This window comes from Actinokineospora diospyrosa, assembly GCF_024171925.1.
GTDB lineage: Bacteria > Actinomycetota > Actinomycetes > Mycobacteriales > Pseudonocardiaceae > Actinokineospora > Actinokineospora diospyrosa.
The window spans coordinates 298,613-313,094 of sequence record NZ_JAMTCO010000004.1 but is presented as its reverse complement, the minus strand read 5'-3'; the positions used below and the strand labels follow the sequence as shown (position 1 = coordinate 313,094).

At 72.1% G+C, this 14,482-nt stretch carries 14 protein-coding genes; 13 read left to right on the top strand and 1 reads right to left on the bottom strand.

Annotated features, from left to right (window positions below; genetic code table 11):
* Positions 1–74: 74 nt before the first annotated feature.
* The 11 genes from LV75_RS08545 (at position 75) to LV75_RS08495 (ending at position 9,948) form a co-directional block, all read left to right on the top strand.
* The gene (locus LV75_RS08545) at positions 75–788 is read left to right on the top strand and encodes an SAF domain-containing protein (protein ID WP_253886253.1); all 714 of its coding nucleotides are present in this window, start codon (positions 75–77) and stop codon (positions 786–788) included.
* Complete coding sequence (locus LV75_RS08540) at positions 788–1,639, top strand: CpaE-like family protein (RefSeq protein ID WP_253886252.1); 852 nt, start codon at positions 788–790, stop codon at positions 1,637–1,639. Before LV75_RS08545 ends, LV75_RS08540 begins: the two co-directional genes overlap by 1 nt.
* The gene (locus LV75_RS08535; RefSeq protein ID WP_253886251.1) at positions 1,636–3,084 is read left to right on the top strand and encodes a TadA family conjugal transfer-associated ATPase; all 1,449 of its coding nucleotides are present in this window, start codon (positions 1,636–1,638) and stop codon (positions 3,082–3,084) included. The genes LV75_RS08540 and LV75_RS08535 overlap by 4 nt, the downstream gene beginning before the upstream one ends.
* A complete protein-coding gene (locus LV75_RS08530; protein WP_253886250.1) occupies positions 3,072–3,983 on the top strand; it encodes a type II secretion system F family protein in 912 nt (303 codons plus the stop codon). Before LV75_RS08535 ends, LV75_RS08530 begins: the two co-directional genes overlap by 13 nt.
* Positions 3,980–4,873: a type II secretion system F family protein gene (locus LV75_RS08525; RefSeq protein ID WP_253886249.1), complete on the top strand. Its 894-nt coding sequence runs from the start codon at positions 3,980–3,982 to the stop codon at positions 4,871–4,873. The genes LV75_RS08530 and LV75_RS08525 overlap by 4 nt, the downstream gene beginning before the upstream one ends.
* A 47-nt stretch (positions 4,874–4,920) precedes the next feature.
* On the top strand, positions 4,921–5,109 hold the full coding sequence (locus LV75_RS08520; RefSeq protein WP_253886248.1) for a hypothetical protein: 189 nt from the start codon (positions 4,921–4,923) through the stop codon (positions 5,107–5,109).
* Positions 5,110–5,171: 62 nt separating this feature from the next.
* Complete coding sequence (locus LV75_RS08515) at positions 5,172–5,567, top strand: TadE/TadG family type IV pilus assembly protein (RefSeq protein ID WP_253886247.1); 396 nt, start codon at positions 5,172–5,174, stop codon at positions 5,565–5,567.
* A 5-nt stretch (positions 5,568–5,572) separates the two neighbouring features.
* The gene (locus LV75_RS08510; protein ID WP_253886246.1) at positions 5,573–6,070 is read left to right on the top strand and encodes a TadE/TadG family type IV pilus assembly protein; all 498 of its coding nucleotides are present in this window, start codon (positions 5,573–5,575) and stop codon (positions 6,068–6,070) included.
* The gene (locus tag LV75_RS08505; protein WP_253886245.1) at positions 6,067–6,495 is read left to right on the top strand and encodes a pilus assembly protein TadG-related protein; all 429 of its coding nucleotides are present in this window, start codon (positions 6,067–6,069) and stop codon (positions 6,493–6,495) included. The genes LV75_RS08510 and LV75_RS08505 overlap by 4 nt, the downstream gene beginning before the upstream one ends.
* 80 nt (positions 6,496–6,575) lie before the next feature.
* Positions 6,576–6,941 (top strand): hypothetical protein, encoded by a 366-nt coding sequence (locus LV75_RS08500; protein WP_253886244.1) that lies wholly within the window; start codon positions 6,576–6,578, stop codon positions 6,939–6,941.
* Positions 6,942–7,008: 67 nt separating this feature from the next.
* Complete coding sequence (locus LV75_RS08495; RefSeq protein ID WP_253886243.1) at positions 7,009–9,948, top strand: BTAD domain-containing putative transcriptional regulator; 2,940 nt, start codon at positions 7,009–7,011, stop codon at positions 9,946–9,948.
* Between the two features lie 52 nt (positions 9,949–10,000).
* Here LV75_RS08495 and LV75_RS08490 read toward each other — a convergent pair whose 3' ends face one another.
* On the bottom strand, positions 10,001–10,495 hold the full coding sequence (locus tag LV75_RS08490) for a winged helix-turn-helix transcriptional regulator (RefSeq protein ID WP_253886242.1): 495 nt from the start codon (positions 10,493–10,495) through the stop codon (positions 10,001–10,003).
* A gap of 1,302 nt (positions 10,496–11,797) precedes the next feature.
* Here LV75_RS08490 and LV75_RS08485 point away from each other — a divergent pair.
* Complete coding sequence (locus tag LV75_RS08485) at positions 11,798–12,595, top strand: AAA family ATPase (RefSeq protein WP_308210899.1); 798 nt, start codon at positions 11,798–11,800, stop codon at positions 12,593–12,595.
* A gap of 72 nt (positions 12,596–12,667) precedes the next feature.
* Positions 12,668–14,464 (top strand): vWA domain-containing protein, encoded by a 1,797-nt coding sequence (locus LV75_RS08480; RefSeq protein ID WP_253886240.1) that lies wholly within the window; start codon positions 12,668–12,670, stop codon positions 14,462–14,464.
* Positions 14,465–14,482 lie beyond the last annotated feature (18 nt).

Genomic DNA, 14,482 nt, shown 5'->3' with positions numbered 1-14,482 from the left:
ACCTTCAACTCTCCGTACCGCGCGCTGGTGTCGGCGTCGCGGCGCGCCACCCCCATGCCTTCTGGAGGTTCGGCATGTCTGCCAACACCACGCTCCGCCCCGATACCGGCAGATCCGCGACCGCGGGCGACGGCCGCTGGGCCGAGAACCGCAAGAAACCCGCGGCCTCGCGGCTGCGCACCCCCGGACGCCGACGCGGCGTCCCGTACCTGCTGCTCGGGGTGCTGCTCGTACTCGTCTGCGTCGGTGCTTTCGTGCTGATCTCGCTGCGCACAGGTGACCGTCAGCCCGTGCTCGCCCTGGCCCGCGCGGTGTCGGTGGGGCAAGTTCTCGCCGCGCAGGATCTGCGGCAGGTCAACGTCGCGGTCGACCCCGGCGTCGCGGTCGTGCCGGTGGACCAGGCGGCCACGGTGGTCGGTCGTCCGATGGCCACGAGCCTGTCGGCGGGGACGCTGCTCACCCCCGAGGCCGTCGGTGAGGCCGCGGTCCCGGCCGCGGGCCAGGCCATCGCCGCGCTCGCCCTGAAGCCCGGACAGTTCCCGGCCGAGGTCTCTCCCGGTGCGCGGGTGTCGGTGGTGTTCGTGCCCGGCCCGACCGGGACCGCGACCACGCCGCCCACCACGGGTGGGGTGGTGTGGCCTGCGGTGGTGACCAGCGTCAATACCCAGCCCAGCGGTGGGCAGGAGACGGTGGTGTCGGTGCAGCTGGCGGAGACGGCGGCCCGGCAGGTCGCGGCGGTCCCGGCGGGCCAGGTGTCGATCGTGATGCTCGCGGCCGGGGGCAGCTGATGCTGATCTCGCTGCTGTCGTTGAAGGGCTCGCCCGGGGTGAGTACCCTCGCCGCGGCCCTGGCCGCCCGCTGGCCCGCTCCGGCGAGGACGGTGTTGGTCGAGGCCGACCCGTCCGGCGGGGACCTCGCCCTGCGGTTCTCCTTGTTGTCGACCCCGGGGTTGGTGTCGTGGGCCGCCGCCGCGCGGCGCGCCGGGGACGACCCGGACCTGGTGTGGCGGCACACCCAACAGCTACCCGGCGGGTTGCCGGTGGTCGCGGCCCCACCGGACGCCGACCAAGCCCGCGCCGCCCTGGCGGCCCTGGCCCCGGACCCCGCGAGCGGACTCGGTGGCCTACGGGCCGCGGCCGAACAGCAGGACACCGTGGTCGTCGTCGACGCCGGTCGACTGGACCCGGGGTCCCCGACGCTGCCGATCGTGCCCGCCAGCGACGCGGTCGTGCTGCTGACCCGCGCGGGCGCCGACGACCTGGCGCACCTGCCCCGCCGGTTGCCCGTGATCAGCAGGTGGAGCCCGAACCCGATGCTCCTTTTGATCGGCGACGGCTACTCCAGCACCGAGATCGCCCGCGAACTCGGCGTCCCCCCGTGGGGTCACGTGCCGCACGACCCGAAAGGCGCGGCCGTCCTTCGCGGTCAGCGCGGCGCCTCCCGCTGGCGGCGCACCGGTCCGACGCGATCGGCGTTGGGGCGCTTCGCTTCCCAGCTCGCAGCCGACCTCGCCGCGCGCCACCAGCCGCCGGTGTCCGAGCAGGAAACACACGACGCGGCAACCACGGGCGGCGTCGGCGTCGGCGTCGCGTGCGCTCGCGAGGCCGATCCCATCCATTCCGGAGGGCAGCAGGTATGACCAACCCCACCGACCACCACCACCTCGCGGCGCTGCCGCACACCCGCTCCGCACTGGGCACTCTCGGCGGGCCCGCCGACCCGCGGTGGGACACCGAGGGCGGCGAGGCCGATCCGTCCGCGGCGCTGCTGCGGCTGCGGCGGGCCCTGCGGGAGCGGCTGAGCACCGAGCTGCCCCAACGGGTGGCAGACCAGCAGGAACACACCGGGGCAACCGTCACCCGCGAGGAGCGTCGCGAGCTGGCCCAGCTCATCCTCGACGAGGCGTTGCGTGCGCACACCGAGGACGAGCTGGCCGCGGGCCGCCAGCTGCCGACGCGCGAGGCCGAGCAACGCGTACTCAACGAGGTCGTCAACGAACTGTTCGGCCTCGCCGGGTTGCAGCCGCTGTTGGACGACCCGGACGTGGAGACGATCAACGCCAACCGCCACGACCTGGTCTTCGTCCAGTACAGCAACGGCCGCCGGGCCCAGGTCGGGCCGATCGCCTCCTCCAACGAGGAACTCACCGACCTGGTGCGGCTGCTGGCGGCTCGCGCCAGCAGCCAGGAGCGGCGCTTCGACCATGGCTCCCCAGCGGTCAACCTGCAACTGCCCGGCGGGGAGCGGCTGTTCGCGGTGATGGGGCTGACTGCGGGCGGGGTGACCGCGCTGTCGATCCGCCGTCATGGCTACCTCACCGCCACTCTCGCGCAGCTGCGCCGCGGCGGCACCATCGACGCGAGCCTGGAGGCGTTCCTGCGCGCGCTGGTGAAGGCCCGCAAGAACATCCTCATCACCGGCGGGACGGGGGCGGGCAAGACCACGATGCTGCGCGCCCTCGCCAGCGAGATGGATCGTCTCGAAAGGATCGTCACCGTCGAGGACGCGTTCGAGTTGGGGCTGGATCACGACGCGGCGGTCCATGCGGATGTGACGGCGTTCCAGTCGCGTGAGCCCAATGTGGAGGGCGAGGGGGCGGTCTCTCAGGCGGAGTTGGTGCGGTGGGGGCTGCGGATGTCGCCGGACCGGGTGATCGTCGGGGAGATCCGCGGGCCCGAGGTCATCCCGATGTGCAACGCCATGAGCCAGGGCAACGACGGCAGTATGGCCACTCTGCACGCCTCCAGTTCGCGGATCGCGTTCACCAGGCTGGCCTCCTACGCCGCCCAAGGCGCCGAACGGCTTCCGCTGGAGGCCACCAACCTCCTGGTCGCCTCCAGCGTGCACTTCGTCGTGCACCTGGCCCGCGCCGAGGATCGCCGCACCCGCGTGGTGTCCTCGGTGCGCGAGGTCGTGGGCGCCGACGGCCCGCAGGTGGTGTCCAACGAGGTCTACCGCCCCGGCCCGGACCGCAGGGCCCGGCCGGTTGCGGGCGCGCTGCGCGGCGACACCCTTGACGACCTGATCGAGGCCGGTTTCGACCCCGAGTGGCTCGAGGACCCCGACGGGTGGTGGACGCCGTGAACTTCACCCTGGGACCAGGTACTGCCGCCGCGGCCCTGTTCGGGGTGGGCACCGGGATTGGTGTCCTGCTGATCGTTCTGGGCTGGCGAGGCACCACACCCCGGCGACGCCGACTCCGCACTCGCGCGGCGGGCGATCCACGGCGGCTCGCGCGCGTCGCGATCGCCGCCGCGGCCGGTGCGGTGACCGGTGCACTCACCGGCTGGGTCGTCGGCGCTGTCCTGGCGGGGCTCGCGGCGTGGTTCCTGCCGCGGGTGCTGGGCCGCGACCCCGAGCACGCCCGGCGGGTGGCGCGGATCGAGGCCATCGCCTCGTGGACCGAGATGCTGCGCGACACCCTCTCCGCCGCCGCCGGTCTGGAGCAGGCCGTGCTCGCCACCGCGCAGCTGGCGCCCGCGGCGATCCAAGCGGAGGTCTGCGAGCTCGCCGCCGGGCTCGAGGGCGGCGATCGCCTCACGACCGCGCTACGGCGTCTGGGCGAGCGCCTGGACGACCCGGTCGGCGATTTGGTGGTGGCCGCGCTGCTGCTGGCCGCCGAACAGCCCACCCGCGCGCTTGGCGAGCTGCTCGGCTCGCTGGCCGAGTCCGCCCGCGGGCACGCCGCGATGCGGATGCGGGTGGACGCCGGGCGCGCCCGCACCCGCACCTCGGTGCGGGTCATCGTCGGCACCACGCTGGCGTTCGCCGCCGCGCTGGTCGTGCTCAACCGCGACTACATGGCCGCCTACGGCACCGCCACCGGCCAACTCGTCCTGCTCGGCATCGGTGGCCTGTTCGCCGCCGGGTTCGCCTGGCTCACCCGAGTCGTCCGAGTCGAACAACCCGACCGCTTCCTTGCCACCGAACCCATCGACCCGGCTCTCCCCGCCGCGGCAGGACCGCAGGGAGGCCGATCGTGATCACCCCCATCGCCCTCGGCCTGGGAGCGGGGGCCGGGTTGTGGGCGCTGACGGTGTACCTGGTCCCGCCGCGTCCGGCGCTCGGCGCGGTCTTGGCCGCCGCCACCGCGCCGGTCGCCCCGGCGCAGATCCTGACTACCGACGACACCGGCTGGGCCGTGCGCCTGGGTCGACCCGCCGTCCCGGCCCTGCGCGCGCTCGGTCTGCCCGGGCGGAAGGTGGCGCGTGACCTCGCGGTCGCGGGCCGCTCGGTGTCGGTGCACTTGGCGGAGAAGGCGGTCCTCGCCGTGGCCGGGCTCCTGCTCCCTGCCCTGGCCAGCGCGGTCCTCGCCCTGGCCGGGCTCGGGCTCGGAGTCCAGTTCCCGCTCGTCGCCGGCCTCGTGCTCGGTGTGGTCGGGTTTCTCGCCCCGGACCTCAACGCCCGCGCCCAGACGGCGAAGCTGCGGGCCGGGTTCCGCCACGCGCTCTCGGCCTACCTGGACCTGGTGTGGATCACACTGGCCGGGGGCATGGGCGTCGACTCCGCCCTGGGTGACTCGGTTCTCGTGGGCCGGGGGTGGGCGTTCGAGCAGCTCGGCCGCGCCCTCGACGCCGCCCGCCTCACCCGCCTCACCCCGTGGGCCGCGCTGCGGCAGCTCGGGGAGGAGTTGGACGTCGGTGAGCTCGCCGAGCTGGCCGCGTCGGTCAGCCTGGCCGGGACCGAGGGCGCCCGGGTCCGCGCCTCCCTCGCGGCCAAGGCCCAGGCCCTGCGCACCCACCAGATCACCGAGGCCGAGGGCAACGCCCAAGCCGCCACCGAACGGCTGAGCCTGCCGGTGATGGTGCTGTTCCTCGGTTTCCTCGCTTTCATCACCTACCCCGCACTCACGCAGGTCCTCAATGGACTGTGACAACCACCGCGATCCACTGCTCGTGGACAACTGGGAAGGACAACACCATGCACACACAACTCCAGGCGATGTGGACAGTGCTGCTCGCCCGCTGGGACCGGCTGCGCCGCGAGCCCGAGGCCGGGTACTCGACCGAGGCCGTCCTGGTGACCGCCCTGCTGGTGGTGGCCGCGATCGCGGTGATCGCGATCATCGTCGGCAAGGTCACCGAGAAAGCCACCGGGATCACCATGTGACCAGTACGCACACAACCGGCAACGCCGTGGCCGGGCGAGATCGAGGTGGCTGGTCTGGCCGGGTGCGGCGAGCGGTTCGCGGGGACCGGGGGGCGGTCAGCGCGGAGTTGGTGATCGCCACCCCGCTACTGCTGCTCATGCTGCTGGCGATCGTGCAGTTCGCGCTGTGGTCGCACGCCACCCACCTCGCCCAGGCCGCGGCATCGCAGGGCCTGGCCGTCGCGCGAGCCCAGAACGGCACCGCCGCGGCCGGGGCCGCCAGCGCGCGGCAACTGCTCGACCAACTCGCCGCCGGACCGCTGGACAACGCCACAGTGGCCGCCGACCGCGGCCCTGTCTCGGCCTCGGTGCGGGTCACCGGGACCGCGGCCGTGGTGGTGCCGTTCCTGAGCCTGCCGGTGCGAGCCGAGGCCGCGGGGCCCGTCGAACGTGTTGTCCCCGACCTGGAAGGCAGGTAAACCCGATGCCCAGACCACCGGCCTCTACCGACCACGCGGCACGGCGACGGTTCCGGCGGCGGGAGTGGGTGTCGTGGTGGCGCGCCGACGACGGGTCGGTGGCGGCCGAGATCACCATCGCCGCACCGCTGCTGATCATGCTGCTGGTGCTCGTCGGCGTGGTCATCCACCGGGGTGTCGACGCGCGGATGCGGATTGACGACGCCGCCCACCAAGCCGCCCGTGCCGCGAGCCTCGAACGCACACCGGCCGCCGCGGTCACTGCCGCCCGGACGACGGCGGGTACCGCGTTGGCGTCGGCGGGGGTGGTGTGTCGCTCGTTGGTGGTGAGCACCGTGACGGGCGGGATGCGTCCGGGTGGGACGGTCGCGGTGACCGTGTCCTGCGAGGTCGACCTCGGTGGCGCGCTCCTGCTCGGCGTTCCCCCCCGACAGTTGGCGGCCACCGCTGTCGAACCGGTCGACCTGTGGCGCGCCACCCTCACCACCGGGACCCGGACATGAAACGCTCCAACAGAGTCCGGTGGCGACGGTGGTGGGCCGCCGATCGGGGGCAGGTGACCGCGTTCGTCGTCGTGCTCGTCACCGGCATCCTCGTCCTGGCCGGACTCACCCTCGACGGCGGCCTCGCCCTGGCGGCCAAGGTCCGGGCGACCGGCCAAGCCGAGGCCGCGGCAAGGGCCGGGGCCCAGGCCATCGACCTCACCGCCTACCGCGGCACCGGCACCCTGCGCCTCGTCCCCGCCCAGGCCGCCGCCAACGCGCAAGCCCACCTGGCCGCCGAGGGCGCGACCGGCACCGTGACCGTCACCGGCGACACCGTCACCGTCACGGTCACCGCCGTCCAGCGCACACAACTGCTCGGACTGGTCGGGATCGGGTCGTTCCAAGTCCACGGCCAGGGAAGCGCCCACCCCCAACGCGGGTGACCACACCACCCCAGTGCCCTCTTGCCCAGTTCCACCCCCGCCCGGTTCCCGGGGTGGGGACGAGACGGAAGGAACCACCGATGCTCACACCCGAGGAGATCAGGCGACGCGTCGAGGACGCCGACACGTCCCGCAGCGCCCGCCGGGCCGCCGCGGCCGAGCAGGTCGGCGAGCTCGCCCAGCGCCGGGCCGCGATCGTCGAGCAGCTCGACGGGGTCGAGCGCGAACTCGGCCACATCCTCGCCGAGACCGCGGAGATCATCGACATCGACGAGCTGGCCTCGTTCACCGGCCTCAAGGCCGCCGACCTCACCGCGTGGCTCGCTGGCGCCAAACCCGTCCGCGGCGGCAGACGCAAGAAGCCCTCACTCGACCCGCGCACCAGCCCCGCCGAATCCGCCACCGACCTTCCCCTCGATCCGAAGGAGCGGGCCGCGACGCCCTAGCCGCCCTGGTCAAAGCACCACCAACCGCCCGGTCATCGCACCCCGGGCCCCACGAATCGAGTCCACCATGAGCACGCGAGCACATCCCTCTCGCCGTGGTGCGCCCGCGCGGCGCGGACGCCGTGCCGTCGCCGCGGTCGCGAGCCTGCTGCGCGGGCTGCTGGCCGCGGTGATGGTGACGGCGTTGGTGGGTGGGTTGCCGTGGGCGTTGACCCGTTTCGTCGGCTGGCCGTTGCCCGACCATGTCCCGTCTTGGGCGGAGATCGAGGGCGTGCTGCTCGGCCCGATGAGCGCGGGGTTCCTGCTCGACGTGCTCGCGTGCGCGGCGTGGCTGGTGTGGGCCCTGTTCACCCTCGACGTGGCGCGTGTCGCGGTCGTGATCGCCCGCGACACGCGACTGCCGGACCTGTCCGCGGCCGGGCCGGTGCACCGGGTCGCGGCCGTCCTGGTCGGAGCGATCCTGATCTCCCTGCTGGGCCAACGCACCGGCACGGGCGCCGCGAGCACACCCACGGCCGCACCAGTCCCCGCGGTGGCGGCCACCACGTTGCCGGGACAGCAGACCCCCGCCGCCCTTGGGACCGAGGGGGTTCGCCTGGCCGCCTACACCTCGGCCCGTCACACCCTCACCGCGGCCTCACCGTCCACCGCGGCGCGGTCGGCCGTGGTGCTGCCCTACAACCCGGCCACGGGGAAGCACGACTCGCTGTGGCGCATGGCCGAACGGGAGCTGGGCGACGGGAACCGGTGGCCCGAGATCTACGAACTCAACAAGGGCAAGCCCCAACCAGGCGGCGGCAGACTGACTTGCCCCAGCCTCGTGTTCCCCGGCGAGGAACTGCTCCTCCCGTCCCCCTTGGCCGCCGCGCCTGTCGAGCAACCCACCCCACCCGCTGCCGACCAGACCCCGGAACCCGTCACCTCGCCGAGCCCGCTCCCACCGACCACGCCCACGATGCCATCGACGCCTGCTCGGCAGGCGCCCCAGGACATCCTGGCGGCCCCGACGACCGCACCCGCTCCAGCGCCGCACGACCTCGCCACGCCACCGGCATCCGCGGGCGAGGCCGGAGTGCGGTGGGGCGAGGAGGTGTTCGTCGGTCTCGGGCTCGCCGCCGCGGTCAGCGCGGCCCTGCTGGTCGCCCGCCGACGGCACCGTCGCCGCTACCGGCCCGGCAGCGGCGACCGCACCGACCTGCCCGTCGCCCCGGTGGTCTACGGGCTGCGGCTCGCCCACCTGCGCGCCGACCACGACGACCCCTTCACCGACAACCCGCCCCTCCGACCACCGCACATCGCGACGTTCCCGGTCATCCCCGGCACCGGAGGGGGCCGCGCCGCGTCGACGGCGGTGCCGGTGGGGGTGCGCGACGGGCGGGAGCTCGCGCTGGACCTGGCCGCGGCGCACGGGTTGGGACTCCTCGGCGCGGGCGCGCCTGCTGCGGCCCGCGCCCTGCTGGTCACCGCCCTCGCCGGTGGCGAGGCGCGCGTGATCGTCCCGGCCACCGACCTCGCCAGCGTGCTCGGCCGCTACGCCGCCCGCGGCCCGCTGCCCGCGGCGTTGTGTGTGGTGGCCGACCTCGACGCCGCGCTCGATGAACTGGAAGCCCAGACCTTGGTCCGGCTCAACGGCACGAACCGTCGGTTCCCGCCACTCATCCTGATCGCGCACGCCCCCACCCGGCACACAGCCCGGTTACAGGCGGTGCTGGACATCGGGGTCGACCTCGGAGTGACCGGGCTGTTGCTGGGCCAGTGGTCGCCCGGGATCACCGCATACGTCCGCGATGACGGCGTCATCTCCACCACCAACCCCGGCCACGGCGAACCACTGCGGGGAGTGCGGGTGTTCCGCCTCGGCGACGACCACACCGGCGACTTGCTCGCCCTGCTGCACCACGCCGACCGCGACACCCACCTCGAACACCGAGCAGCCGCGGTCCCGCACCCTCGTCCGGGACCAGCCGACGAACCCGACATCCCGGGGGCGGCGGACGACCTCGGCGTCGCGGGCCCCGCGGGTGGGGAACCGTCAGAAAAGGACTCGTCGGGCGACACGGTGCTGGAGATCCTGGACACGGACATCTCGCCCGCCTCACACGAGCACCCACGACCCGTAGGCGACGCGCCGAGCACATGCACCGTGTCCGCCGAGGACACGGTGGACACCCGTGACGGCCAGGCGGCGATCCCGTCCCCGATACGGATCAGCGTCCTCGGACCACCTCGACTGTGGTGGCGCCCCGAGACCCGCGAGGAAGTGGAGGTCACCTCAGCGTTCCCGCCGCGGATCCGCGAGCTGCTGGTTTTCCTCGCCCTGCACACCGACGGGGTCAGCCGGGAAGCGCTCGTCGCCGCCATGTGGCCCATCAGCACGCCGGAACGGGCGACCAACGCGCTCAACACGTCCTTGAGCAGGATCCGCGGCGCGGTCTCGACCGCGACCGAGGGCGCGTTGTCCGACGTGGTCATCGTCGGCGACGGCCGCTACCAACTCGACCTTGACCTGGTGGAGGTCGACTTCCATCGCTTCGCCGGCGCGGTCACCGCCCGCCGCCTGGCCGCGACCGAGCAGGACCGTGTGCGGGCGTACCGGGCGGTGGTCGACAGCTATGCCGGTCCGCTGGCCGACGGGGCGAGCACGGAGTGGATCGAGACCGCGCGTGAGGCCATCCGCCGTGACGCCATCGACGCCGTCGCCGCGCTCGCCCGCGCCCTGGTCGGGCACGATCCACAGCAGACGATGGACCTGCTGGAGATGGCGCGGAGTTTCGACCCGCACAACGAGGCCCTCTACCGCGACATCATGCGCCTGCAGGCCCACCTCGGGCAGCTCGACGCGATCGGCCGCACCCTGGGGCTCCTGACCACCCGGCTGGCCGAGATCGACGAGCGACCGACCGCGCACACCGTCGAGTTGGCCACCCGCCTACGTCACCGGCATGACCGCGCCGACAACCCCGGTACCCCCTGGGAACCCGGTCGGGACCACACCCTGGCGAGCTGACCTCGACACGTCCCCGAGATAACGCCACCCTTTATGCCGCGGTGCGGGTTGATCAGCCGACCGAGCCCTCCGCGCGGAAGGGGCGTCGACCCTGCGCGGGGAAAGTCTTGTGCGCGCCGATCGCGGACACCTCTCCGGGCCCCGCCGTGTTCGCGCTCTGACGACCGAGAGCCTGAGCTCGCGCGAGAAGAGTCGAGTTCTCCTCCGCCCAGCAGAGTAACGGTTCCGCCAGATCCAGTGCTGCGGTGACCTCGGGACTCAACGAGTACGTGACTTCCGGCGGAAAAGTCGCCTGGTTGCTCTCACGGATGATGACACCCTGCTGACGCATCTTTTTCAATGCGCGCGCAAGAATGCTATCCTGCAAAACAGCGCGTTTATCCGACCAGTTCTCGTCGATCGAATACAGGTTGACCGTGGAAAGAATCTCTACCCGACGCAGCGGACCGCCCCGCAGGGCGACCAGGATCGCCGCCGTCCACTTGTCGCCGAAAAGATTCTTCAGGTCGTACAACCCGCGCAGCAGTCTCTCGTCCCGCTCCGCCATCGCGCCTCCCCATGTGCGTTGACCCGACCCCCAGGCCGCGCCCGTCGTCTCACGCGGCCACGTGCCACTCAAGCGCGCCGCCGTTGCCGTCACACGTGCCCACCGCCCTGGGCGCGCCACGACCCGCCTCCCCCGACCGGGGCGCGCCGAGCCTCAGACGCTACGTCAAACGGGGTACCTGTGCATCATATTTCTGCACCTATACCACTACTCCGAGTAGCGGAATCGAGATCGACTGCGCGCACAGTGACGTCCACTCGGGGGTCCTACCGGGGATCCGCTCGGGTATCCGACCGGGGATCCCGCTAGACCGCCACCCCCACGTCCGGACGAAGACGCTGGTGGGCGGGCGTACCGGGGGATCCGATGGTCTCCCAGACTGGCTTGTCCGCAAGCCGGTGGACACATCGGGGCGGCGTGCGGCCATGTCCGCGGTCGGCCCGGCTCCAGTTGACCGACCGCCCCCCGATTACCAACCACTTCTTCCATTCTTCCCTAATTCCGTATCTCACGTTTCATGTGCCCCCATTGATAATCTATTTGAAAAGAAGAAACGGAGAGCGCGCGAGCGCGCCCTCCGGCTCGCGGGCCGATCCCCCTCGGTCTCGTCGCCCCGACCTGCGAGAACACCGCGAATGGTCGTCGAACGCGCACCGCTCACCCCATTCATCGGTTTCTGGTGTCGCGGGACGCATTTCCGATCACCATTTAGGCGCCCACCCGAAAAGAGTCTTGAAAATGGGTCGGCGAATCTATTGCACACCGCCCGGGGTCGAGCAATAATTGACGTATCGCCAGGGAAATGAAAACCCCAACGAATACCACCCCCGGCGCGAGCCATGTCCCGCTGAATGCGAACCCGGAAATGGCCCAAGGAATCCTCGGACAATGCGCGCGATTTTGTAGCGCGGCCGTGAAAGGACCACCGCGATGACCACCCCAACACCACCCGCGCCGGCCGGCGTCGCGGCACCGTCCCGACTGCGCAACGGCGAGTTACGCGCGATGGTCGCGAAAGTTCTCGCCGACACGGGCACGGCGATGACCCCGCGCGCGATCGCCGTCCAGCTGGGCGGCCGGTCGTCGGGGGCGGTCGGCAACGCGCTACAGACGTTGGCCGATCAGGGTCACGCCATGATCACCGCGACCGCGCCGTTGACCTACCAAGCGACCCCGACCACGGCCGGTGTGGCGGCGGCGGCCATCGTGCCCGCACCACCCACCACCCCGCGCCCACGTCCCACCACGACACCCGCGCCCACGGCCCCATCCGCCCCCGTGTCCACACCGCCCGCCGCACCCGTGACCGGCCCGATCACGCGCCCGAACGGCGCGGCGTACCACCCGCGCAAGCTGTCGGGGATGCCGGACGTGACGGCGTTGCGGCGCCTACGCGACGCGGGGGTCCCGGCGCTGATGTACGGGCCGCCGGGGACCGGCAAGACGTCGGTGATCGAGGCCGCTTTCCCTGATCTGGAAACCGTTCCCGGGGATGGTGACACGGTGGTCGCCGATTTCGTGGGTGACTACACCAAGACCGACGACGGCCGCTATGTTTTCGTGTACGGGCCATTGATCCGCGCGATGCGGGCGGGGGCGGTGTTGTTCATCGACGACGCCACGATCATCCCGCCGACGGTGTTGGCCGTGGTGTACCCCGCGATGGACGGCCGCCGGCAAATCGTGATCAAGGCCAACGGCGGCGAGATCATCACCGCCGAACCCGGGTTCTACGTGGTCGCCGGACACAACCCGGGTGTTCACGGGGCGATCCTGTCGGACGCGCTCGCATCCCGGTTTTCCGCTCAAATCAAGGTGTCCACCGACTACGATCTCGCCGCCGAACTCGGGATCGACCCCCGCGCGGTGAAAGTGGCGCGGAACCTGTTCACCCGGCAGACCAAGGGCGAGATCGGGTGGGTGCCGCAACTGCGTGAGTTGCTGGCATATCAGAAGATCGCCGCCGCGTTGGGCGAGAAAGCCGCCGCCGGCAATCTGATCGGGATCGCGCCGGAAGAAGATCGGGACACCGTGGCAACCGTGGTACGCGCGGTGTTCGGTACCACCGTGGAACCCCTTGCCCTGGGTGCCCGCGCCTAGAAACGGCGCCCGATCCCCATCGGCCCCACCACGCCCCCGCCCCGCTTGCTGTTGTCCTGAAAGGACGAAACGATGACCGTGCACGTGGCACTCGACCCCAACGCGACCGGCACCGCTGTGTTTCCCGCACGCCCCGAGTGGCTGACCCTGTCCGCCGCGCTTGCCGATGAAGTCGGCGTGATCGCCGACCGCGATGACCTGTTGGTCACGATCGCGCCCGGCGCCGGTGGTGGTGCCCCGGCCTGTTTCTACCCGACTCGCGCGTTGATCGAGGTCGACGGTGTCCACTTGGGTGTCGATCCCGCGACCGTCGACCCCGCCGACCCGTTCGACCGGGGCCGCTACGCCACCGCGTGGGGACTACTGACCCACGAGTGCGCCCACGCCGCCCACAGTGTGTGGGACCCACCCGACGGCACACCGCCCGGCATCGTCGACGCCGCGACGTTATTGGAAGAATCGCGCATGGAAGCCGCACACGTGCGCCGTCGCCCCGATGACCGGTTGTGGTTGCGCGCATCGGCGGTGAACCTGATCCTCAACGACACCGACGCCACCGACCCCGCACTCGCGCCACGCATGACCACCGCCGACGCCGCCCACACGGCCGCGCTGATCCTGGCCCGGGTGGACGGCGGGATCCTGACCGCCGCCGAAACCGCCCCGGTCGCGGACGCGGTCGAGACCATTCTCGGCGCGCCCTTGTTGGACACGTTGCGCGGGTTGTGGCGGGAGTCGCTTGCCACGGCCGACGACGACGCCGACACCATGATCGACATCGCGCAGCGGTGGTGTCAGGCGGTCGGCACCGACCCCGACGACCCCGCCCCCGCGCGCGGCGGTCCCGGGAACCCCGCCCCGCCCGGCGCCGTGGTGGTGCCGTCGGCACTGGCCACCGCCATCACGACCACCGCCGCCACCGTCGCGGCGGCGGTGGCGACCGAGACACCAATCGACCCCGCCGCCATCGCGGCAGCGGCCCAAGCCGACGAGGACGCCGCCCGCGAGGCCGCGGACAAGGCCGCGCGCACCGTGTTCTCGAGTCCGGTCCGTGCCAGGCGTACGGGGTCCACCGCGACCACCGGGACACGCCCGCCCACCGCCGCCGAACGCAACGCCGCGCGCGTACTGGGCCGCGCCCTGTCCACCGCCGGCGTACGCGACCGGGTGCCCGTGAAGACAACGTCGCCATTCCCGCCCGGACGACTACGGATGCGCGGGGTGCTGGCCTCCGACGCCCAACGCGCGGCGGGCGCGGACGTCACCGCCGAACCGTTCACCCGCACCACCCGACGCGCCGTACCCACCCCACCGCTGAAACTGGCCGTGGCGTGCGACGTGTCCGGGTCCATGGGACACCTACGCAAGGCGGTCGCCTCGACCGCGTGGATACTCGCCCACGGGGGCCGTCACGCCACGGTGGACGTCACCACCGCCACCGTGATCTTCGGCCGCGCGGTCCGCCCCATCACCCACCCCGGCGCACACCCGGCCCATGTCAACGAGTTCGCCGCCAATGACGGATGCCACGCCATCGCCACGGCCGCCGACGCACTCGACGGCGCGCTAGGACTGTCCCGCCCCGGCGCCGCGCGCCTACTGGTGATCATCTCAGATGGACACTTCGACACCGACGAACAACGCGACGGAAAGAAGCGGATCGACCGGTTGCGCGCGTCCGGATGCGCGGTGCTGTGGCTGACAACCAACGAGCACGACCAGCCATTCAACGGCGTGACCGTGCACCAACTCACCGACCCCGCCACGGCAGGAACGGGCCACCCGGCGGCCGGGTCCGATCTCACATGGACCACCACCGCCCAAGCCATCGGCCGCGCGGCCACCGCCGCCCTACGCGCCACCCACTGAACCAGGGCCGCCCCGAAC